Below are 20,701 nucleotides of genomic sequence, written 5' to 3' on the forward strand. Positions count from 1 at the left end.
CCTGGTCAATAGCGACCATTGACAATCACAGGTTCCCTGACCCGGCGATCAGGTTCACCATGGCCTCACACCCAAGCATTCCAGGAGTACATGCCATGAAAGGTCCCCTCGCCGCCCTGCTCGCCCTCGTCCTGGCCACTGGCACTGCCATGGCCGCCGACGAAGGCATGTTCAGGCCGGCGACGCAGGTGTCGAACGTGGCGTTGCAGCATTCGCAATCGGTGGGGGTGATTCTCAACGAAACCACCCAGGCGGCCCTGATGCACCACGACGTCGCTACCCGCAAGGCGTTGGAAGCGGTGCGGGGGTCGCTGCAGCAGCAGTTTGCCTCGGTGCAGTTCTACCCCAGCCTGGACCGGGTGATGATGGCCCGCCCACAGGTGATCGTGGTGCTCAAGACCGCGTCCCGCAGCGGCGGCCTGGTGCAGGCGCAGTTCTTCGACGCCAACCTGACCTATATCACTCAGCTGCACGCTCCGGACGCCCAGTTCGACGCCTCGCTGAAGGCCCTGGTCGTCGCCAATCCGTAGCGGCTAGGTCAGCAGCCCCGGGGCGTTGCCCTTGCGGTATTCGTCCGGGGTGGAGCCGGTCATGCGCCGGAACATGCTGATGAACGCCGAGGCGCTGCTGTAGCCCAGGTCCAGGCCGATGGCTTCCACGGTGTGGCCCTGCTCCAGTTGCGCCAGCGCCTCCACCACCTTGAGGCGCTGGCGCCATTCCGCGAACGTCATTCCCAGGTCACGCTGGCAGCGCCGCACCAGGGTGCGCTCGGTGGTGTTCACCGTGCGCGCCAGTTCCGGCAGCGAGCGCGGGTCCGCCGGGTTGGCTTCCAGCGCCCGCAGCACCGGGCCCAGCAGCGCGTCGCTGGAACCGGGCAGGTAGCTGCCGGCATGGGGCGCGCGAGCCAGGCGGTCGACCAGCACCTGCAGCAGGCGCTCCTGCTCGGGGGTCTGCGGCAAGCCCGGCGGCTCATGGCGCAACTCCTCCAGCAGCGCGCGAACCAGCGGCCCCAACGTCAGCGCGCAATGCCGCACCGGCATCCGCGCGCACAGCTGCGGCGCCACGTACACCGAGCAATGGCAGGCCTCGTGGCGGTTGAAGCCCATGTGCTCGACGTCCGGCGGCAGCCAGATGCCGTACTGCGGCGGCGCCAGGTAGTGGTGGTTGTCGATCTCGATTTCCATCACGCCGCTGAACGAATAGACGAACTCCCCCCAGGCGTGGCTATGCCGCGGGTAGGTGGCGTGCGCCGGCATGCACGCGGTGCGGAAAAACACCGGCGCCGGCAACGCGTAGTCGAACGGCGCCAGCTGCAGGTGTTGGGCGATGTCGCGCTTCATGGTGGCAACCTGGCAAGACGTGGCGGAGTACAGCTATAGGCTGTCAGATAAAAACTATATCAATAAAACCCGCCAGCCTCATAATGCCCACCACTACTTCCGACGACAGGGGAAACTCCATGCAACAGCGCAGCGCGCTGGACGGCCGGGCCAGCGGCATGATGCTGGTATTGTGCGCGATCTGGGGCTTGCAGCAGGTGGCCATCAAGGCGATTGCCAGCGACATCGCGCCCATCCTGCAGATTGGCGTGCGCTCCGGCGTGGCCGCGCTGCTGGTGGCCGCCGTGATGTTCTGGCGCCGCGAACAGCCCAAGGCCGGGCAGACCGCGTGGCTGCCGGGCCTGGCCATCGGCGGCCTGTTCGGCCTGGAATACCTGCTGGTGGGCGAAGGCCTGCGCCACACCAGCGCCTCGCACATGGTGATTTTCCTCTACACCTCGCCCATCTTCGCCGCCCTGGGCCTGCACTGGAAGCTGCCCGCCGAGCGCCTGAAACCGGCGCAATGGGGCGGCATCGCCGTGGCGTTCCTGGGTATCGTGGTAGCGTTCAGCGGCCATGGCGGCGCCAGCACCCTGCTCGGTGACGCCCTGGGCCTGGCCGCGGGCGCGGCCTGGGGCGCCACCACGGTGGTGGTGCGCACCACGCGGCTGTCCAGCGCGCCGGCCAGCCAGACCCTGCTTTATCAACTGGTGGGCGCCTGCGTGCTGCTGGTGGCCGCGGCACTGGTGCTGCACCAGGCCAGCGTCAACGTCACCCCCACGGTCATCGCCAACCTGACCTACCAGGTGCTGGTGATGTCGTTCGCCAGCCTGCTCGCCTGGTTCTGGCTGCTGCGCAACTACCTGGCCTCGCGCCTGGGAGTGCTGGCGTTCCTTACGCCGCTGTACGGCATCGGCTTCGGCGTATGGCTGCTGGACGAGCCGCTGGAGGCCAACTTCCTGGTCGGCGCGGCGCTGGTCACCGCCGGCATCCTCTGCGTCAGCGGCTATGAGTGGTTCAGCCAGCGCCAGGCCAGGGCTGCGAAAGCCTGACACGGGGCTTGCAGCGCGCGCGATAAACCCCGAAGCTCAAGGCCAACCATGCTTTCAGGAGAAACCGCCTTGGATTGGCCTACCCTGCTCAACCGCGAACGCCTTGGCAAGATCCTCCACAGCCCCGAGGAACTGGGCCGCAGCCCCTTCCACAAGGACCACGACCGGGTCATCTTCTCGGGCGCCTTCCGCCGCCTGGGGCGCAAGACCCAGGTGCACCCGGTCACCAGCAACGACCACATCCACACGCGTCTGACCCACTCGCTGGAAGTCAGCTGCGTGGGCCGCTCCCTGGGCATGCGCGTGGGCGAGACCCTGCGCGAGCGCCTGCCGGCCTGGTGCGAGCCCAGTGACCTGGGCATGGTGGTGCAGTCGGCGTGCCTGGCCCACGACATCGGCAACCCGCCCTTCGGCCACTCCGGCGAAGACGCCATTCGCCACTGGTTCCAGCAGGCCGCCGGGCGCGGCTGGCTGGACGGCATGACCGCGGCGCAGCAGCAGGACTTCCTCAACTTCGAAGGCAACGCCCAGGGCTTCCGCGTGCTCACCCAGCTGGAATACCACCAGTTCGACGGCGGCATGCGCCTGACCTATGCCTCCCTGGGCACCTACCTCAAGTACCCCTGGACCGCGCGCCACGCCGACTCCCTGGGCTACAAGAAGCACAAGTTTGGCTGCTACCAGAGCGAACTGCCGCTACTGGAGCAGATCGCCCACAAGCTGGGCCTGCCGCAGCTGGAAGAACAGCGCTGGGCGCGCCACCCGCTGGTGTACCTGATGGAGGCCGCGGACGACATCTGCTACGCGCTGATCGACCTGGAAGACGGCCTGGAGATGGAATTGCTGGACTACGCCGAGGTGGAGTCGCTGCTGCTGGGGCTGGTGGGCGACGACCTGCCGGAGACCTACCGCCAGCTGGGCCGCGAGGACTCGCGCCGGCGCAAGCTGGCGATCCTGCGCGGCAAGGCCATCGAGCACCTGACCAACGCCGCCGCGCGCGCCTTCGTCGAGCAGCAGGACGCGCTGCTGGCCGGCACCTTGCACGGCGACCTGGTGGAGCACATGCATGGCCCGGCCAAGCGCTGCGTGCTCAGCGCCAAGGACATGGCGCGCAAGAAGATCTTCCAGGACAAGCGCAAGACCCTGCAGGAAATCGGCGCCTACACCACCCTGGAAATCCTCCTCAACGCCCTGTGTGGCGCAGCGCTGGAGCAGCATGGCGGCAAGACCCCGTCGTTCAAGAACCGGCGCATCCTCGACCTGCTGGGCAACAGCGCCCCCGACCCGGCGGGCTCGCTGCATGGCTCGTTCATGCGCATGATCGACTTCATCGCCGGCATGACCGACAGCTACGCCAGCGAAATGGCCCGGGAGATGACCGGCCGCTCCGCACCGCTGTAAACCTGGGGGCCCACCGTAGCAGCGGCCGCCAGGCCGCGTCACGGTCCCTGCGGTGCAGCTGCGGGCACCGGACGCCGCCTGGCGGCAGCTGCTCAGGGCTGGGTGGCTCGGAAAAAGCCTACAAGACTTTCGGAATCGTCTGCTCCCCACCAACTGCCGGTTAGGGGAATAATCATCTGCACCTGTAAGGAAAGTTACCCAAACAGTGTAAGAAGCATTAAAGCCGTATATTAATTATCATCACAACCACCCCTAAATACATACTTTCAAACTGCAACAAGACGAACCAATGACGCCCTTGACACTTCACAAACTCATAAACTGGCGTATCCTAAAACTTCAATCTCTGTAGGAAATTTCCTATATAGCGCGGATGGCGTGGTTGCTTATATGCCACCCCCAGCAACTGGGCTAATGTGCGCCTTTTCTTCATCGCCTGTATGGGAAGTTATATATGAGCACTGCCTTTATAGTTGACGACCACCCGGTCATACGCCTCGCCGTTCGCTTTATCCTGGAAAAGCAGGGCTACACCGTGATCGGTGAATGCAACAACGGCGTCGATGCCATGCAGATGATCCGCGAGAACCCGCCGGACCTGATCATCCTCGACATCAGTATTCCAAGGCTGGACGGCCTTGAAGTGCTGGCGCGCTTCCAGACCATGAACATCGGCTCGCGGATCCTGGTGCTCACCGCCCAGACCCCGCCGCTGTTCACCCACCGCTGCATGCAGTCGGGGGCTGCCGGCTACGTGTGCAAGCGCGAGGCGCTGGCGGAATTGAAAAGCGCCGTGGCCGCCGTCATGACCGGGTACAGTTATTTCCCCAGCACCGTGCTCAGTTCACCCAAGGTCGAAGAAGGCCAGCGCGACGAAATTGAATTATTCAAGGGGGTGAACGACCGCGAGTTGATGGTGCTGCAACTTTTTGCCCAGGGCCACTCCAACAAGGAAATCGCGAAAGGCATGTTCCTCAGCAACAAGACCGTCAGCACTTATAAAAAGCGCCTGATGCAAAAACTGCAGGTGGCCTCGCTCGTCGACCTGATCGATATTGCCAAGCGTAATTACCTGGTATGAATGCCCTGCCCCGTCGCCTGGCCGTGATCGGCATGTTGTGCTGCCTCGCCACCGGGGCTGCGGCGCAGGACACCCAACGGCTGGTGCTGCTCGATCACAATGACGTGCGCCTGGGGCCTGCGCTGCCTAACAACGAGGGGACGCCCCTGCGCCTGGGTGTGTCCGCCCCTGACTACCCACCGTTCGATATCAGCAACGCCCAGGAATACCAAGGGCTGAGCGCCGACTACGCCGCCCTGGTGGCCCAGGGCCTGCGCCGCCCGCTGACGGTGCAGCGCTACTCCAGCCGCGAGCAGGCCATCCAGGCGCTAAGCGAAGGGCGCATCGACCTGCTGGCCAGCGCCAACGGCTACGAAGCGGTCCGCAGCGGGCTGGCGCTGTCCACCGCCTACGCGCTGGACCGCCCGGTGCTGGTGACCCGCGTGGACGACGACCGCCCGCTGGACGAACAGTTGGCGGGGCGGCGCCTGAGCGTGGTCAACCACTACCTGCCGGCCAGCTACATCCAGGCGCATTACCCCAAGGCCCAGGTGCAGTATTTCCCCTCCTACCAGAACGCCCTGAACGCGGTGTCGTTCGAGCAGGCGGACGTGTTCCTGGGCGATACCATCTCCACCCACTACCAGATGGACCAGGGGCTGCTGAACAACCTGCGCATGGCCAACTTCAGCCGCGACGAACCCACGGGCTTCAGCTTCGCCTTGCGCGGCAACGACCAAACGCTGCGAAACCAGGTCAACAGCGCCCTGGCCGCCATCAGCCTGGAGCAGCGCCAAAGCATTTTCCAGCGCTGGAGCGGAGCCAGCGACCTGCTGCTCACCGACCGCAAGCTGCAGCTCAGCCCCCGCGAGGAGCGCTGGCTGGCGGCCCACCCCAGCGTGCGGGTGGTGGTGGATGAATCCTTCGCACCGCTGACTTTTTTCGACCGCCACGGCAACCTGCGCGGCATCAGCGCCGACGTCCTGGAACTGATCCGCCTGCGCACCGGGCTGCAGTTCGAGATCCAGCGTGCCACCGGCGTGGGTGACATGCTCGAGCGGGTGCGCCAGGGCCGCGCCGACATCATCGCCGCCATCATCCCCAGTGACGAGCGCGAGCAGGCCGTGCAGTTCAGCCGTCCGTACCTGAGCAATTCCTATGTGCTGGTGACGCCCGCCAATGCCAAGGGCCCCTTTGAGCTGGGCGCCTTCACCGGGCGCCTGGCCATTACCCGCGGCAACCCGCTGGTGCCCTGGCTGCACCAGCATTACCCGCAGGCCAGCCTGGTGCAGACCGACGACGCCTTTAGCAGCCTCGACCTGCTGGCCCAGGGGCAGGCCGAGGCCGCGGTCAGCGCCCTGGTGGTGGCCCGTCACCTGCTGGCCTCGCCGCTGTTTCAGGACCGCCTGGCCATGCGCAGCACCGTCGGCACGGTGCCCGCCACCTTCAGCCTGGCTACGGCACTGGACGCGCACGAACTGGGCAGCATCCTCGACAAGGCCCTGCTGGGCATCGGCCCGGCGGAGATGACCGCCATCACCGCGCGCTGGCGCAACGCGCAGCCGGCCGGCAACGGCTACTGGCGCAACTACCACCGCCTGATCCTGCAGATTGTCGCGGCGGCGGGTGGGCTGCTGGCCCTGTCCATGCTGTGGATTCTCTACATGCGCCGGCAGATCCGCCAGCGCGTGGCCGCTGAACGGGCCTTGGGCGACCAGTTCCAGTTCATGCGCGCGCTGGTCGACGGCACCCCGCACCCCATCTACGTGCGCGACCGCGACGGGCGCCTGCTCAGTTGCAACGACAGCTACCTGCAGACCTTCGACGCCCGGCGTGAAGACGTCATCGGCAAGACCGTGGAGCAAGGCGTGCTGCTGGACGCCGAGCAGGCCCGGGCCTACCAGCTCGACTACCTGCAGGTGATGGCCCAGGGCGAGCCGTTGCTGATGGACCGGCCGCTGCGCCTGGGCGAACGCACCCTGAGCATCTACCACTGGATACTGCCGTACCGCGATTCGGCAGGCCAGGTACAAGGCGTGATCGGCGGCTGGATAGACATCAGCGAGCGCCGCCAACTGCTCGACGACCTGAGCCAGGCCAAGGACCAGGCCGACCAGGCCAACCGTGCCAAGAGCACCTTCCTGACCACCATGAGCCACGAAATCCGCACGCCCATGAATGCCCTGATCGGCATGCTGGAGCTGGCGTTGCGCCGCGCCGAGCACAACCAGCTGGACCGCGGCGCCATCGAGGTGGCCTACGGTTCGGCCCGTGACCTGCTGGCGCTGATCGGCGACATTCTCGACGTGTCGCGCATCGAGGCCGGGCACCTGGAGCTCAACCTTGCGCGCGCCCAGCCCATGCGCCTGGTCAGCGACGTGGCGCGGGTGTTCGAGGGCCTGGCACGCGACAAGGGCCTGCAACTGTTGGTGCAGGTGCCGGCGGGCGAGCAGCCGGATGTCACCCTCGACCCGCTGCGCTTCAAGCAGGTGCTGTCGAACCTGGTGAGCAACGCCATCAAGTTCACCGACCGCGGCCAGGTGACCATCGACTTGCGCATGGACCCCGGCCCCCGCCCCGGCACCCGCCAGGTGCAGGTGCTGGTCAGCGACACCGGCATCGGCATCGCCGCCGCCGACCTGGAGCGGCTGTTCCAGCCCTTCGTGCAGGTGGACCCCGGCAGCCGCCGGGCCCGCAGCGGCACCGGCCTGGGGCTGATGATCAGCAAGAGCCTCGGCGAGCTGATGGGCGCCAGCCTCACCCTCGACAGCCAGCCAGGCCAGGGCACCCAGGTGCGCCTGACCCTGGTGGCCGAACAGCTGCCCGCGCTGGCCAGCGCCCCGGCACCTACCCCGGCACCGGCCGCCCAACTGCACGGCCTGCGCGTGCTGGTGGTGGACGACCACCCCGCCAACCGCCTGCTGATGACCCAGCAGCTGGACTTCCTGGGCCTGAGCGCCACCACCGCCGACAACGGCGAAGCCGGCCTGCAGGCCGCCCTGGCCAGCGCGTTCGACGTGCTGCTGGTGGACTGCAACATGCCCGGCATGGACGGCTACGAGCTGACCCGGCGCCTGCGCCAGCACGAGCAGAGCCACGGCCAGCACCCGCGGGTGATCCTGGGCTACACCGCCAGCGCCCAGCACCAGGAGCGCGAACGCTGCCTGGCCGCCGGCATGGATGACTGCCTGTTCAAGCCCATCAGCCTCACCGACCTTTCCCACGCACTGGAAACCATGACCGTGAACGCCCGAGACCACATCATCGACCTGAGCCAACTGGCTTCCCTGACTGGCGGCGACCCTGCCATGGAGCGGCGCCTGCTCGAGCAGGTGCGGCGCAGCTGCATCGACGACCGCGAGGCCCTGCTGGCCGCCAAGGGCAACGCCGCGCTGTTCGACCTGGCGCACCGCATCAAGGGCGCCGCGCGAATTGTTGCCGCCAGCGCCCTCACCCAGGCCTGCGAAGCCCTGGAAGCGGCGTGCAAGCACCGCGACCCGCACGTTTCGCCGAACCAGGTGATACGGGCCATGGACATGCTCGAAAAGGCCCTCGCGCACCATTTGGCCAACCCGTCACAGCGCTGACGCGCCGGGCTTGTAAAGCGTTATCCGGTTCGCCATTATCGGCTCGCAAGGGCTGCGGTGATCAGGCTCTGCACACCGCCGTGCCTCGGCTGCCGGGCACGCGGTGCACGCATCCTCAAGGAGTGATTCATGATGCCCAGGCTCACAGACCGCCGCTTCCCGCTGCACGTGCACATCAGCGCCATGTTCACCCTGCTGCTGGTGCTGACCGGCACCGTGCTGGGCCTGTTCAACTACCGGCAAACCTCGCAGATCATCCTGGCCAGCAGCCAGGCGCTGTTCTCGCGCATCGACCAGGACGTGCGCCTGGACATCGACCACACCTACCTGCCGATCCGCCACCTGCTCAGCCTGCTGGCCCTCAACGACGCGGCGCAGACGCCCACCCTGGAACAGCGCCTGGCGCTGCTCGAGCCCATGGCCCAGTCGCTGGTCGACAACCCCAACCTGGCGTCGCTGTACATCGGCTACGGCAACGGCGACTTCTTCATGGTGCGGCCGCTGCGCACCGACACCCTGCGCCAGCACTTCGCCGCCCCGCCCGACGCCCTGTACCAGGTGTGGAGCATCGAGCACGACGGCACCGGCGCCACCCACTCGCAGTCACTGATGTTCGACCGCGCGCTGAACCTGATCAGCCGCCACGACATCGCCGACGACCCGTACGACCCGCGCAGCCGCGACTGGTTTGGCCGGGCGCTGACCGACCGCGCGCAGATCACCACCGACCCCTACGTGTTTTTCTCCAGCCACGCCGTGGGCACCACCCTGGCGCTGCGGGTCAACGACCACGCGGTGATCGGCGCCGACCTGACCCTGGACGACCTCAGCGCCACCCTGGCCAAGCACCGGGTCACGCCGCACACCCAGATCGCGCTGTTCGACCATGAAGGCAACGCCGTCGCCTACCCCGACAACCAGCGCCTGATCACCCAGAGCGGCACCGCCCAGCTGGTCAAGGTCGCCGACCTGGACCCGGCCCTGGCGGCGTTGCTGGCCAACGGCAGCGGCACCGGCAATCGCCTGCACGCCAGTGGCCGCGACTGGGTGGTGGCGCGCAGCAGCATCGACCAGGGTGCGCCCGACGGCCTGCAACTGGCCCTGCTGGTGCCCGAGGACGAGCTGCTGGCCGACGCCTATCGCCTACGCTGGCAGGGCGCGCTGGTAACCCTGACGATTCTGCTGCTGTGCCTGCCGGTGGGCTGGCTGACCTCGCGGTTGCTGGTGAAACCGCTGTACGCGCTGGTCAAGGAAGCCGACGCCATCCGCCGCTTCGATTTCAAGCGCCCGCCGCCGCGCCGCTCGCCGGTGCTGGAGGTGGACCAACTGACCGATTCCATGCACCGCATGAAGCAGACCCTGGCCAGCTTCTTCGAGATCACCGCCAGCCTGTCCGCCGAGACCCGCTTCGAGCCGCTGCTCAAGCGCGTGCTGCAGGAAACCGTGAGCCTGAGCAGCGCCCAGGCCGGCATCATCTACCTGTATGACAGCGCCAGCGGCGAGGTGCGTCCCAGCGGCCTGATCATCAACGACAAGCGCCGCAACCTGGCCAACTACGGCCTCGGCGCCCACGCCCTTGCCGCCGACGACACCCCCGAATGGCTGCGCACCCTGGGCAGCGAGCGCGACAGCGTGGTGACCTCCATCGGCTTCGACCAGGCCGGCGAGCTCAAGCAGGTCATGCTCAAGCTCGACAGCCCGCGCCTGGACCTGATCAGCGTGCGCCTGCACAACCGCCGCGGCGAGACCATCGGCGTGCTGGTGCTGCTGCACCGCGACACCGGCAGCCGCAGCGACCTGGCCAAGTTCAGCCCCGACCGCATCGCCTTCATCCAGGCCGTGTCGGGGGTGGCCGCCGCCAGCATCGAGGGCCAGCGCCAGCAGGTGCACCAGCAGCAGTTGCTCGACGCGTTCATCCAGATCATCGCCGGCGCCATCGACGCCAAGAGCCCCTACACCGGCGGCCACTGCCAGCGCGTGCCGGTGCTGACCAAGATGCTCGCCCGCGCCGCCGCCGACAGCCAGGCCGAGCCGTTCGCCGCCTACCAGCCCAGCGAGGAAGAGTGGGAGGCGCTGCACATCGCCGCCTGGCTGCACGACTGCGGCAAGGTCACCACGCCCGAGTACGTGGTGGACAAGGCCACCAAGCTGGAGACCCTGTACGACCGCATCCACGAGATCCGCACCCGCTTCGAGGTGCTCAAGCGCGATGCCTGGATCAGCTACTGGCAGCAACGCGCCGAGGGCGGCGACGAACCCGCGCTGGCCAGCGCCCGCGATGCCGAGCTGCAGGCGCTGGACGACGACTTCGCCTTCGTCGCCCGCTGCAACCTGGGCGGTGAGTTCATGGACGCCGCCAGCCTGGAACGCCTGGCGCGCATCGCCCAGCGCAGCTGGTTGCGCACCCTGGACGACCGCCTGGGCGTGTCCTGGGAAGAAAACCACCGCCAGGCGCGCAGCCCGGCGCCTGTGCTGCCGGTACGCGAGACGCTGCTGGCCGACCGCCCCGAGCACCTGTTCGAGCGCCCGGAAAGCGAACGCATGCCCGCCGACAACCCCTGGGGCTTCAACATGCAGGTGCCGGCCTACAAGTTCAACCGCGGCGAACTGTACAACCTGAGCATCGGCCGCGGCACGCTGACTGCCGAGGAGCGCTACATCATCAACCACCACATGGTGCAGACCATCCTCATGCTCGGCCGCCTGCCCTTCCCCAGCCACCTGCAGCACGTGGTGGAAATGGCCGGCGGGCACCACGAGAAAATGGACGGCAGCGGCTACCCGCGCGGCCTCACCCGCGAGCAGATGAGCCTGCCGGCGCGGGTCATGGCCATCGCCGACATCTTCGAAGCCCTGACCGCGGCCGACCGCCCCTACAAAAAGGGCAAGACCCTGGGCGAGGCGCTGAACATCATGGCCTTCATGTGCCGCGACGCGCACATTGACCCGGAGCTGTTCGAGCTGTTCCTGCGCAGCGGCGTGTACCTGGACTACGCCCGCGAATACCTGCCGGCGCAGCAGCTGGACAGCGTCGACATCGAGCAGATCTTGGCCAAGGCCGCATCCAAGACGCCGCGGTGAACCCGGACGCCGCCTGCGGCAGCTGCTACGCAAAACGCCTGTAGCAGCGGCCGCAGGCCGCGTCCAAGGCGCTGCGGTGAACCCGGACGCAGCCTGCGGCAGCTGCTACGCGAATGCGTGTACCCCGTCGCGGCCAAGGGCAGGCAAACGCCAGGCACAAAAAAGCCGCTGGCTGGCAGCGGCTTTTTCGTTGACTCGGATCAGGCGACCGGGTTGATCGGCTTTTCCGGGTACCAGGCGTCCAGCAGCGGGCTGACTTCAATGGTGGTCAGCTCGTCGCGGCCCTTGAGCCAGGCTTCAACGGCAGCGCGTTGCTCTTCGTTGACCGAGCCACGCTGAACGGTGCATACCAGGCCCACGTCATCGGTACCGACGTAGTCCAGGCCGTTGGCGTCCATGGCTTCAGCCAGGAAGGCGTCGAGGAAAGCGTCGATTGCCTGGTCGTCCAGGTTTTCCTTGAAGCCCAGGTTCAGTTCGAAACCCAGCTCCTGGAATTCATCCACGCAGAGTTTTTTGCGCAGACGGCGGGAACGGTTAGTGGCCATGAAACAATCCTCTTGAGTATTAACGCGCGGCACTTTACCAGTTTCGGCAGCCGCCTGCCCCGTTTCCTGCGGCCAAACCCGCCCAAGCGTCGAAAAAAACATGAATTAGCGGTCAGCCCGGGCCAACGCACTAAAACCTTGGGGCATAATGCCGACACTTTTATGTCCGGGGGCCTTCATCTTTTCCTGCCCTCATTTTTTTCACCCCTCGCCCGCAGGGTCTTTTTCGTCATGATCAAATCGTTCCGCCCCCTTCTGCTCGCAGGTCTCATGCTGCCCCTGGCACTGCCCGCCCACGCCGCCGCGCTGAACACCACCCTGCCGCCCAAGGTGGCCCAGGCGTTGAAGACCAGCAAGATCGGCGACAACTCGCTGTCGCTGGTGATGGTGCCGCTCAACGGCCCCGGCACCCCCACCGTGTTCAACGCCGACGTGTCGGTGAACCCGGCCTCCACCATGAAGACCATCACCACCTTCGCCGCCCTGGAACTGCTGGGTCCCAACTACCAGTGGAAGACCGAGTTCTACACCGACGGCACCCTGAGCAACGGCGTGCTGCACGGCAACCTGTACCTCAAGGGCGGCGGCGACCCCAAGCTGAACATGGAAAAGCTCTGGCTGCTGATGCGTGACCTGCGCGCCAACGGCGTGCAGCAGGTCACCGGCGACCTGGTGCTGGACCGCAGCTACTTCATCCAGCCGACCCTGCCGGTGTTCGACGACGACGGCGGCGACGAGAACGCGCCGTTCCTGGTGCGCCCGGACGCCCTGATGGTCAACCTCAAGGCCCTGCGCTTCGTGGCCCGCAACGACGGCGGCAAGGTGTCGGTGTCGGTGGAACCGCCGATCGCCAGCATCCACGTCGACAATCAGGTCAAGGCCCTGGCCAGCAAGGACTGCGGCGGCGACGTACGCTACAACCCAGTGACCGCGCCGGACGGCATCAGCGTGGTGGTCAGCGGCAACCTGGGCGAAGGCTGCAGCTCGCAGACCTACCTGTCGCTGCTCGACCACCCCACCTACACCGCCGGCGCCGTGCGCGCCATCTGGAACGAGCTGGGCGGCAGCATCGCCGGCCGCGACCGCGAGGCCGTGGTGCCCAAGGATGCCAAGCTGCTGGCACGGGCGTTCTCGCCGGACCTGGCGGAGATCATTCGCGACATCAACAAATACAGCAACAACACCATGGCCCAGCAGCTGTTCCTGACCATCGGCGCGCGCTACCGCACCGATGCCGACGCTGACGACGCCAAGGCCGCCCAACGCGTGATTCGCGCCTGGATGGCGCGCAAGGGCATCCCCGCCAGCCACCTGGTGATGGAGAACGGCTCGGGCCTGTCCCGTGGCGAGCGCGTCAGCGCCCGCGAGCTGGCGACCATGCTGCAAGTGGCCTGGAAAAGCCCCTACGCCGCCGAGTTCATGAGCTCGCTGCCGATCATCGGCACCGACGGCACCATGCGCAAGCGCCTGAAAACCACCGCGCTGGCCGGCGAAGGCCACGTCAAGACCGGCACCCTGAACACCGTGCGCGCCATCGCCGGCTTCAGCCGCGACGACAACGGCAACACCTGGGCAGTCGTCGCCATCCTCAATGACCCGAAACCCTGGGGCGCGTCCTCGGTGCTGGACCAGGCGCTGCTGGACCTGTATCGCCAGCCCAAGGGCGCCAGCCAAGGCGTTTCGTTGAACCCCTGACTCTGAACGACGCGCCGCACTGCTACGCTTGACTCCATAAAGGAGGCCCAGGCGATGTGCGGACGTTTCTCACAGGCAGCACGGATGGACCAGTACCTGCTGGAACTGGAATTCATCACCCGCGCCGTGCACGGCGACCCGCCGGCCACGGCGCGCTACAACGTGGCGCCCACCACCCGGGTGCCACTGCTGCGCGCCGACGCGCAAGGGCTGCACATCGACACTGCCCGCTGGGGTTGGTCCCCGGCCTGGGCAGCCGACAAGCGCCCCGCCCCTATCAATGCCCGCGTCGAGACCGTCGCGAGCAGCCGCTTCTTCAAGGCCCTGTGGCCGTCCGGCCGCGTGCTGGTGCCCGCCGACGGCTGGTACGAATGGGTGAAGAACCCCGCGCAGCCCAAGCTCAAGCAACCCTGGTTCATCCGCCTGAACAACGGCGCGCCGCTGTTTTTCGCCGGCCTTGCGCAGGTCAGCGGCGACCATGACGGCTTCGTCATCATCACCGACGCCAGCGACCAGGGCATGGTCGACATCCACGACCGCCGCCCCGTGGTGCTGGCCCCCGACGCCGCCCGCGCCTGGCTCGACCCCCGGCTCGACGCCGCCCAGGCCGAGGCCCTGCTGCGCCACGAAGGCCGCCCCGTGGCTGACTTCCAGTGGTACCGCGTGGGCCGCGAGGTAGGCAACGTGCGCAACGAAGGCCCCGGGCTGATTGCACCGTTGAGCACGCCCGACTCGGCAGGCGACCTCTTTATGTGAGAAAATCAGCATTGATTTCAAATGCTTGGAGAAACACGGTTTGGTTACACACTACTCACCGAACGGCAGCGACATCGCCTGTGGCCGCAACACCCCCAACGTCGTCAGCTGCGCGAACCCTGAGGAAGTTTCCTGCAAATCCTGCCTGAAATCCCTGGGCAAGACCGATGCAGCGCCCAAGGCGGCGAAGAACACCACCCCCTCGCTGGCCGAGATCCGCCAGCAGCGCATGCAGGCCCAGGCCGCCGCCAAGGCCCAGCCCAAGCCCGGCTTCTGCTTCCACGCCAACTGGCGCCAGCGCCTGACCGCCCTGCCCAACACCTGCCGCCTGCCGCGCGGCAGCGCGAACGCCCAGCCGTTCGTCTGAGGCCTGCGTGCTGGACGCGGCCTGCGGCCGCTGCTACAGGTTCTTTGTAGCAGCGGCCGCCAGGCCGCGTCACGGCCAAGACCATCTAAACTCTGGCTATCACCTTGCAATAAAATGAGTGACCAGACGTGTCGTGGCGCGGCAATCGCGTTGACACTACCCCTCAGTCATCCATAATCGCGGTCCAGCCCTACGGATACCCCAGGAGCCAACGATGAATCCGGCAAACCACCACCCACTGGCTTATGCGCTCTCTACCGCAGAGCTAATGGGCGCCGGAGCGGTGCGTTCACTGGACCTGCTCCGGGTCATCGATGGCACCCTCGACAGCCTCCTGCACCACACTCGGCTGTTCGAAACGGCCCAGCAGGCGTTCACGAACATCACCCATGCGATTCAGTCGGGAAGCTCGGAAAACGTCATTCCCGAAGCAGAGCTCATCCCCGTGCTGGAAAAACTGCAGAACAGCCTCGTCGCGTCGCATGCCGATTGCACACGCAAGATGAAGGCTGCGATATCGGACCCGCGACTCTGTGACGAAGATGGCGTTGCCGACGCGTACGCCGCCCTGCTCCAAGCGCTTGACGCCCTTAATAGCGCCACCGAAACGCTGCGCTGGAGCGTGCTGGAGAGCAACGCAGAGGCTGAAACGGGTCATACCCCCAAGGTGCTCAGTAAACCTGAGGAAATAGACAGTTTTCTCGACTCGCTGTGAGGCTGAACATCACCGCCATTGACGTCGGCCGGACATCATTCCAGAACTCCTACCGCGGGCTTCCGGATGACGTAAAAGCAGCATTCAAGCAAGCCTATCGGCAATTGATGACCGACCCGCAGCCCAAAAAGCTTCGGCTTGAAAAGCTTTCCGCCTGAAACGGCCAGGCATCTACACCATCCACATCACCGCGAATCACAGCCACAAGCTCAGCTTCGAGTTGGTCGGAACGACGGCCGAGCTGCGGCGAATCGGCACCCACAAGGAAATTGACCGCTGCCCGTGAGTTGATCCGGCCTCACGTCCGGCACATTTGCGCTCGGCAGGCGCTGCGCTGACGCCCCAGCTATGAGACAATGGCCACAACGTCCGGTATGACTCCCGCACTCCTCTTCCCGCAGCTCGGCCCCACGGCCTGATGCTGCTGTTGACGTTTGCGCCCCAAGTTATTGATAGGTAAGTCTTTTGATCTCCACAGCCAACATCACCATGCAGTCTTAAATGGCGATGGGTGGTTACGGATGATCAGTATTTGCTGGGCCAAATGATTACAAACGATCAGATACGACCGGCCAAAATCGCCCATTGGTATCGAAAATGGTATCAACGGTGCGTCTGCTGTTCCATGCCGAATCTGCATAACTCCCTTCCCGCCGTCGTGCCAACCTCAATCAAAACCACGGTTTGAACTGCTACCCTTCGAACACCAACGGAGGGTATTCGATGACCACAATCCAAATGCTTCCGAAGTTGATGGTCGCTCAGGTCAAATCCAACCTGGCGCTTGGAGCTGCTATAGAAGACCTGGCGATCTGGGCTGAGCAGAATGGTGGCAATGATGCCGCGGCGAAAGCCTGAGATGCACTGGATGGCCTGGACGAGGACATCAAGTTGATCGGTAACGAGCTCGAAGAGCTCGGCAAAGAAGGCTGACTACGGCGCCCGGCACCACCACGACTGAGCATCCAGCGCGCCGTCCACCTCCTTCAGGATGAAGCCGGTAGAGTCACGTAACATCCATCAGCATTGGTAGCGGTGACGACTCCAGGGGCCAGCCGGCACTGGTTCTGGCAACCCGTGACTGGCGGTTGAACAGCGGGACCTGCTCGTCCATCACATCAATGACGAAACTGACCGGCTTCACGTCGCGGAGCACCTTCGTATCGAACGCCACGTTCAGGTGGCGCCGCCGAATGGCCAGCCTGCGCATCAGCGGGCACCCGCACATTGCCCGGTTCGGCGCGCGGTCCGTCTCACTTCCGCCCCAGTTCTTCAGCCTGCATGACCAGCCTGGCGCTACGCTGCCGGGCAGCGCACAGATCCCGGCGAGCCTCCATGCTGCGGACATAGAGGTTCACCGGCCACGGCACCGTCGCTCCCCCCCAAAAAATTAATACTTTTCGGATCCATCTAGTAGAGCAATAACTAGTCCTTGGGTAGGATAGCAATACACCATAATCGCCATGCCGACTCCGAGTACAAGGCATTGGTCCGGATTCGTCACTATTTGGAGCGTCATCTTGCCATCAGTACCAGGTGTATGGCCTGACAGGGCTAGCATTGCGCTAGACTTACCACGATGGTAAGTCGTACAATTGTAAGTCGTTTTCAAGGCTCGCCTGTCGTTGATGACGGAGATAGGGCAATAGCCGGAGGCCCTCTGTACGCGCCAGCAGACGTGCTTGCATTGGTAGATGCATCCCGGCCCAACATTACCCTCTGGTCGACCAAATGCATCGGTGATGCCGCTAAGCTTGGCTTTGAGGGCGCCGACGTCGCAGCTCTGATTAGCTATGCCCTGAGGTCCGGCACCTTCTTAGGATCAGAGTGGTGCACCAACAAACCCAATGGCCCGCTGGCTGCATGCGATGCTTACGCAGTGAACCGGCCCGAATGGATAGAGGCTATGCACAAGGAACTGCTCTGCCCTTACTACGTCAAATTCTGTATTGGAAAAACCGGATCAATTTTGCTCGTAGCCTCATGTCACCTAGAAGATTTTCGGAGAACCAAATGACTACGCATGCTGAGATGTGCCCCGTCTGCGGCGAAGGGAACCTCTGCGAACGCGAATCGCTTGAGATTGTCGAGTACAAGGGTCGCTCAGGCGAGGTCAAAATGGTTTTCTCCGAGTGCACAATCTGCGGATCCGATCAGGCGTCTGCTGCTCAATCCCGAATAAACAAAAGATCAGTAACAGCTTTCAAGAAGCGTGCTGACGGGCTACTGACTGGTCGTGAGATCGCCAACCTACGAGCAGCTATGAACCTGACGCAAGCAAGAGCAGCTGATGTTTTCGGGGGGGGGCCAGTTGCGTTCTCTAAATATGAAAATGATGACATCACCCAGTCTGAATCAATGGATACTTTGATTAGACTAGCTGCGTCCGTCCCCTCCGCGCGAGAATGGCTATTGTCGCGCCCTGATTTAGACCATCCTTTCATTTCGATATTCAAACCCAAGACCTTCGATGTGATACCTAAGCATGCACAGCCAATAACACAAGCCCATGCATATGGCATCTTCGCGAGTGAAACAGCCATTGACGCTAACGCCCCAAGAGCACACATCATACGAGACTTCACAATAGAGATTCACACCACAGACGACATAATTTGCCAGGATTATTATATGACCGAGGCTAATATTGAGTCATACCCAGAAAAAAATATTGCGTCCACTCCAAGCAAGCCACCTCGAGTATATGGAGAGGAAGAAAACTCGAAGCATTATCTTTCCCGCGAGTATAGTGAGGCTGCATATGATCAGCACAGCATCTAAGCATAGCCAGAGACTAGAGCTTCATGATGCATATCTTGCCAACCTAACGTCAAACATTTTGGGAGACTTCGACCCTAAATATGAGACAGATCTATTCTCACTTCACATTCAGACGCGATCATACATTGACACATCTGAAGTCTTTGAGTTATGTGACGATGAAGATTACGGAATATTCAAAGTCAAGGTAAATTTCGGTGTCCGCTGGTCGAGAAACTCAGAAGTTGAAGAGCCAGAAATGGATATTTGTGCAATTATTGAGGGACTATTTGTCGCCGAATATTTAGTAAAGGAGCAAGTCGAGCAGTCTATCCTTGATGAATTTGCATTTATCCATGTGATAACAGATGTATGGCCATATTGGCGAGAACTATTAACGTCGCAATGTAGCCGCATGCATTTGACCGGGGTGAAACTCCCGCACAGACCTAAGGGATGATGCGCATGCTGCTCTGCCTAGGCGCTTGAATCTTCAACACTCCCACCCTGAGTGGATATATTTAAAATAAAGGCATAGTTTAGCTGAAGTCAAACACTTCCAGCGCACAAGAAAAGCCTCTTATGCGAACCGTGCCGAAAAGCCAGCTTCGAATGGTTTACTGTTGTTGGCGCGCAACTATCCAGGGCGGCACACCTTCGCATAATTCTGCAGCGCCCTCAGGGCTGAGCGCTCTCGGATGAGGTCGGCGCGAAGATCGAAAACCGCTTGTCCAGCTTCTCCACTGAGTTCAACTGTTCCTGCATCGCCCAGGCCGGCGGCGCTGGAGGCGCTGGGCACCCCGCCGCCACCGTTACTGTCTGCGGTACAACTGCCTGGGATCCGCATCCGCCGAGTGCCAGCAACCCAAGCGTGGATGGACCTGCGCTTGGGCATCATCACCTGCAGCGAGTTGGACAGCCTGCTGGTGAACGGCAAGGGTGAAGCGGGCTTCGGCGCCGGGGCCTTCACCTACATGAACACCCTCATCGGTGAGCGCATCACCGGTGAAGCCGCCGATCCTTTCCAGGGCAACCGCCACACCGAGCGCGGCCACGAGTACGAGGGCATCGCCCGCGGCCTGTACGAAAGCCGCGAGGATGTGAAGGCTCACCAGGTGGGCATCATCCTGAACCACGGCATCGGCTACTCGCCCGACTCGCTCATCGGCGACAAGGGCCTGACCGAGATCAAGACCAAGCTGCCGAAGCTGCAGGTTGAGGTGATCCTGGGCGGCGAGATCCCGAAGGAGCACATCGCCCAGTGCCAGGGCGGTCTGTGGGTCTCCGAGCGCGAGTGGATCGACTTCGTCTGCTACTGGCCCGGCATGCCGCTGTTCATCAAGCGTCTACCGCGACGAAGTGCTGATCCGCAAGCTGACCGAACGGGTTGCCACCTTCTACGAAATCCTCGACGAGCGCATGAACAAGGTGCTCGGCCTGGCCGCATAACTCAAGGAATCACGATGCCAACTCTTACCGATATCGGCCGGCTGGGCCGAGACGCTGAACTGCGCTATACCCCCAACGGCGACGCCGTGTGCAACCTGGCTCTGGCCTGCGAATACGGCCGCAAGGGCCAGGACGGCAAGCGCCCCACCCAGTGGATTGACGCAACGCTCTGGGGCAAGCAGGCCGAGGCCATGGCGCCCTACCTGCTGAAGGGGCAGCAACTGCATTTCACCATCGACGATGCCCACGTCGAGACCTACACCAAAGGTGACGGCAGCCAGGGTATCAAGCTCACCGGCACGGTGATCATCATCAAGTTCGCCGGCGCGCCGCCCGCCCAGCAGCAACCGGCGCCGCAACAGCAGCGCACTCAGCAGCAGGCGCCGCGCACCCAGCAATCACGGCCCGCGCCACAGGGCGCTGCCCAGCCAGCCCAAGACTTCGACAGCTTCGACGACGACATACCGTTCTGAGGTGCCCATGATCGATCATGAAATCCTGGCAGGCGCCCAGCGCCAAGCCGAACTGGAGGCCGCAAAAGCGGCCTTCTTCATGTCTGGCGGGCAGGTCCAGCAGTGCGGCCTGAGCGAAACCCATCCCCGCCGGCCGCTGTCCTGGAACACCGCCATGACCCAGCGGGCCGGTGCGCGCCGCGAGTTCATGCAGAAGGAGCGGGATCTGGCGGGGCCTCATTCGGGCCCATGCCGTTATGGACACGGCCCACGGCCCGGTGACACGCACGGCCATCCAGTTGCGCAACAAGCTGCGCACCCTCGGCGAGAAGCTGACCACACCCCAGATAGAGCAGATCGCCGCCAAGTACCAGATGCAACTGGCCTACGCCGGGCGCCGGGTTTGAAGCGACTGAATAACCGAGTGCGCCAGCGCCGCCGGCAAGACCAACTCTACTTACC

General features: G+C 64.1%; 19 protein-coding genes and 2 pseudogenes. 17 read left to right on the forward strand and 4 right to left on the reverse strand.

Features of this window, described 5'->3' with window-relative positions; genetic code table 11:
* The first annotated feature begins 95 nt into the window (after nucleotides 1-95).
* On the forward strand, nucleotides 96-530 hold the full coding sequence (locus tag RAM80_RS06295; RefSeq protein WP_416425366.1) for a hypothetical protein: 435 nt from the start codon (nucleotides 96-98) through the stop codon (nucleotides 528-530).
* 3 nt (nucleotides 531-533) lie between these two features.
* On the opposite strand, the gene RAM80_RS06300 is transcribed toward RAM80_RS06295, so the two are convergent.
* Nucleotides 534-1,340 carry a helix-turn-helix domain-containing protein gene (locus RAM80_RS06300; RefSeq protein WP_416425367.1) on the reverse strand — a complete coding sequence of 269 codons (807 nt, stop codon included), beginning with the start codon at nucleotides 1,338-1,340 and terminating at the stop codon, nucleotides 534-536.
* A gap of 119 nt (nucleotides 1,341-1,459) precedes the next feature.
* Here RAM80_RS06300 and RAM80_RS06305 point away from each other — a divergent pair, with 119 nt between their 5' ends.
* The 5 genes from RAM80_RS06305 (at nucleotide 1,460) to RAM80_RS06325 (ending at nucleotide 11,500) form a co-directional block, all read left to right on the forward strand.
* On the forward strand, nucleotides 1,460-2,371 hold the full coding sequence (locus RAM80_RS06305; protein WP_416425368.1) for a DMT family transporter: 912 nt from the start codon (nucleotides 1,460-1,462) through the stop codon (nucleotides 2,369-2,371).
* A gap of 69 nt (nucleotides 2,372-2,440) precedes the next feature.
* The gene (locus tag RAM80_RS06310) at nucleotides 2,441-3,772 is read left to right on the forward strand and encodes a deoxyguanosinetriphosphate triphosphohydrolase (RefSeq protein WP_416425369.1); all 1,332 of its coding nucleotides are present in this window, start codon (nucleotides 2,441-2,443) and stop codon (nucleotides 3,770-3,772) included.
* 454 nt (nucleotides 3,773-4,226) lie between these two features.
* On the forward strand, nucleotides 4,227-4,853 hold the full coding sequence (locus tag RAM80_RS06315) for a response regulator (RefSeq protein ID WP_416425370.1): 627 nt from the start codon (nucleotides 4,227-4,229) through the stop codon (nucleotides 4,851-4,853).
* Entirely contained in the window at nucleotides 4,850-8,419 is a 3,570-nt protein-coding gene (locus RAM80_RS06320) for a transporter substrate-binding domain-containing protein (protein WP_416425371.1), read from the forward strand. The genes RAM80_RS06315 and RAM80_RS06320 overlap by 4 nt, the downstream gene beginning before the upstream one ends.
* Nucleotides 8,420-8,551: 132 nt before the next feature.
* Nucleotides 8,552-11,500: an HD domain-containing phosphohydrolase gene (locus tag RAM80_RS06325; RefSeq protein ID WP_416427425.1), complete on the forward strand. Its 2,949-nt coding sequence runs from the start codon at nucleotides 8,552-8,554 to the stop codon at nucleotides 11,498-11,500.
* Between the two features lie 200 nt (nucleotides 11,501-11,700).
* On the opposite strand, the gene RAM80_RS06330 is transcribed toward RAM80_RS06325, so the two are convergent.
* The gene (locus RAM80_RS06330; protein WP_416425372.1) at nucleotides 11,701-12,045 is read right to left on the reverse strand and encodes a YggL family protein; all 345 of its coding nucleotides are present in this window, start codon (nucleotides 12,043-12,045) and stop codon (nucleotides 11,701-11,703) included.
* A 231-nt stretch (nucleotides 12,046-12,276) separates the two neighbouring features.
* Here RAM80_RS06330 and dacB point away from each other — a divergent pair, with 231 nt between their 5' ends.
* The 6 genes from dacB to RAM80_RS06360 all read left to right on the forward strand — a co-directional run bounded on the left by dacB (nucleotide 12,277) and on the right by RAM80_RS06360 (nucleotide 16,436).
* Entirely contained in the window at nucleotides 12,277-13,740 is a 1,464-nt protein-coding gene (gene dacB, locus RAM80_RS06335) for a D-alanyl-D-alanine carboxypeptidase/D-alanyl-D-alanine-endopeptidase (protein ID WP_416425373.1), read from the forward strand.
* Nucleotides 13,741-13,794: 54 nt separating this feature from the next.
* A complete protein-coding gene (locus tag RAM80_RS06340; protein ID WP_416425374.1) occupies nucleotides 13,795-14,496 on the forward strand; it encodes an SOS response-associated peptidase in 702 nt (233 codons plus the stop codon).
* A gap of 40 nt (nucleotides 14,497-14,536) precedes the next feature.
* The gene (locus tag RAM80_RS06345) at nucleotides 14,537-14,863 is read left to right on the forward strand and encodes a hypothetical protein (protein WP_416425375.1); all 327 of its coding nucleotides are present in this window, start codon (nucleotides 14,537-14,539) and stop codon (nucleotides 14,861-14,863) included.
* 214 nt (nucleotides 14,864-15,077) lie between these two features.
* The gene (locus RAM80_RS06350; protein WP_416425376.1) at nucleotides 15,078-15,578 is read left to right on the forward strand and encodes a hypothetical protein; all 501 of its coding nucleotides are present in this window, start codon (nucleotides 15,078-15,080) and stop codon (nucleotides 15,576-15,578) included.
* Nucleotides 15,575-15,736, forward strand: coding sequence for a hypothetical protein (locus tag RAM80_RS06355; RefSeq protein WP_416425377.1), 162 nt, complete (start codon nucleotides 15,575-15,577; stop codon nucleotides 15,734-15,736). Before RAM80_RS06350 ends, RAM80_RS06355 begins: the two co-directional genes overlap by 4 nt.
* A gap of 565 nt (nucleotides 15,737-16,301) precedes the next feature.
* Nucleotides 16,302-16,436, forward strand: coding sequence for a hypothetical protein (locus RAM80_RS06360; RefSeq protein WP_416425378.1), 135 nt, complete (start codon nucleotides 16,302-16,304; stop codon nucleotides 16,434-16,436).
* A gap of 148 nt (nucleotides 16,437-16,584) precedes the next feature.
* On the opposite strand, the gene RAM80_RS06365 is transcribed toward RAM80_RS06360, so the two are convergent.
* On the reverse strand, nucleotides 16,585-16,788 hold the full coding sequence (locus tag RAM80_RS06365; protein ID WP_416425379.1) for a hypothetical protein: 204 nt from the start codon (nucleotides 16,786-16,788) through the stop codon (nucleotides 16,585-16,587).
* A gap of 803 nt (nucleotides 16,789-17,591) precedes the next feature.
* Here RAM80_RS06365 and RAM80_RS06370 point away from each other — a divergent pair.
* Both RAM80_RS06370 and RAM80_RS06375 read left to right on the forward strand, forming a co-directional pair.
* A complete protein-coding gene (locus RAM80_RS06370; RefSeq protein ID WP_416425380.1) occupies nucleotides 17,592-18,359 on the forward strand; it encodes a type II toxin-antitoxin system MqsA family antitoxin in 768 nt (255 codons plus the stop codon).
* Entirely contained in the window at nucleotides 18,340-18,798 is a 459-nt protein-coding gene (locus tag RAM80_RS06375; protein ID WP_416425381.1) for a hypothetical protein, read from the forward strand. The genes RAM80_RS06370 and RAM80_RS06375 overlap by 20 nt, the downstream gene beginning before the upstream one ends.
* Nucleotides 18,799-18,975: 177 nt before the next feature.
* On the opposite strand, the gene RAM80_RS06380 is transcribed toward RAM80_RS06375, so the two are convergent.
* Nucleotides 18,976-19,236, reverse strand: a complete 261-nt coding sequence (locus RAM80_RS06380) for a lysis system i-spanin subunit Rz (protein WP_416425382.1) — start codon at nucleotides 19,234-19,236, stop codon at nucleotides 18,976-18,978.
* On the opposite strand from RAM80_RS06380, the pseudogene RAM80_RS06385 reads away from it, so the two are divergent.
* The 3 genes and pseudogenes from RAM80_RS06385 (at nucleotide 19,214) to RAM80_RS06395 (ending at nucleotide 20,646) form a co-directional block, all read left to right on the forward strand.
* Nucleotides 19,214-19,787: pseudogene (locus tag RAM80_RS06385) on the forward strand (lambda exonuclease family protein). The gene RAM80_RS06380 and the pseudogene RAM80_RS06385 overlap by 23 nt on opposite strands.
* Before the next feature lie 44 nt (nucleotides 19,788-19,831).
* Nucleotides 19,832-20,260, forward strand: a pseudogene (locus tag RAM80_RS06390) (single-stranded DNA-binding protein); the annotation flags it as partial.
* A 236-nt stretch (nucleotides 20,261-20,496) separates the two neighbouring features.
* The gene (locus RAM80_RS06395) at nucleotides 20,497-20,646 is read left to right on the forward strand and encodes a hypothetical protein (RefSeq protein WP_416425383.1); all 150 of its coding nucleotides are present in this window, start codon (nucleotides 20,497-20,499) and stop codon (nucleotides 20,644-20,646) included.
* Nucleotides 20,647-20,701: the final 55 nt, after the last annotated feature.

This window comes from Pseudomonas sp. App30, assembly GCF_047947025.1.
Classification (GTDB): Bacteria; Pseudomonadota; Gammaproteobacteria; order Pseudomonadales; family Pseudomonadaceae; genus Aquipseudomonas.

What these genes read in the sequence shown, in the direction of transcription:
- RAM80_RS06295 (WP_416425366.1), top strand. Translation starts at nt 96, where the DNA reads ATGAAAGGTCCCCTCGCCGCCCTGCTCGCCCTCGTCCTGGCCACTGGC.
- RAM80_RS06300 (WP_416425367.1), bottom strand. Translation starts at nt 1,340, where the DNA reads ATGAAGCGCGACATCGCCCAACACCTGCAGCTGGCGCCGTTCGACTAC.
- RAM80_RS06305 (WP_416425368.1), top strand. Translation starts at nt 1,460, where the DNA reads ATGCAACAGCGCAGCGCGCTGGACGGCCGGGCCAGCGGCATGATGCTG.
- RAM80_RS06315 (WP_416425370.1), top strand. Translation starts at nt 4,227, where the DNA reads ATGAGCACTGCCTTTATAGTTGACGACCACCCGGTCATACGCCTCGCC.
- RAM80_RS06320 (WP_416425371.1), top strand. Translation starts at nt 4,850, where the DNA reads ATGAATGCCCTGCCCCGTCGCCTGGCCGTGATCGGCATGTTGTGCTGC.
- RAM80_RS06325 (WP_416427425.1), top strand. Translation starts at nt 8,552, where the DNA reads ATGCCCAGGCTCACAGACCGCCGCTTCCCGCTGCACGTGCACATCAGC.
- RAM80_RS06330 (WP_416425372.1), bottom strand. Translation starts at nt 12,045, where the DNA reads ATGGCCACTAACCGTTCCCGCCGTCTGCGCAAAAAACTCTGCGTGGAT.
- dacB (WP_416425373.1), top strand. Translation starts at nt 12,277, where the DNA reads ATGATCAAATCGTTCCGCCCCCTTCTGCTCGCAGGTCTCATGCTGCCC.
- RAM80_RS06340 (WP_416425374.1), top strand. Translation starts at nt 13,795, where the DNA reads ATGTGCGGACGTTTCTCACAGGCAGCACGGATGGACCAGTACCTGCTG.
- RAM80_RS06350 (WP_416425376.1), top strand. Translation starts at nt 15,078, where the DNA reads ATGAATCCGGCAAACCACCACCCACTGGCTTATGCGCTCTCTACCGCA.
- RAM80_RS06360 (WP_416425378.1), top strand. Translation starts at nt 16,302, where the DNA reads ATGACCACAATCCAAATGCTTCCGAAGTTGATGGTCGCTCAGGTCAAA.
- RAM80_RS06365 (WP_416425379.1), bottom strand. Translation starts at nt 16,788, where the DNA reads ATGCGCAGGCTGGCCATTCGGCGGCGCCACCTGAACGTGGCGTTCGAT.
- RAM80_RS06370 (WP_416425380.1), top strand. Translation starts at nt 17,592, where the DNA reads ATGACTACGCATGCTGAGATGTGCCCCGTCTGCGGCGAAGGGAACCTC.
- RAM80_RS06375 (WP_416425381.1), top strand. Translation starts at nt 18,340, where the DNA reads ATGATCAGCACAGCATCTAAGCATAGCCAGAGACTAGAGCTTCATGAT.
- RAM80_RS06380 (WP_416425382.1), bottom strand. Translation starts at nt 19,236, where the DNA reads ATGATGCCCAAGCGCAGGTCCATCCACGCTTGGGTTGCTGGCACTCGG.
- RAM80_RS06395 (WP_416425383.1), top strand. Translation starts at nt 20,497, where the DNA reads ATGGACACGGCCCACGGCCCGGTGACACGCACGGCCATCCAGTTGCGC.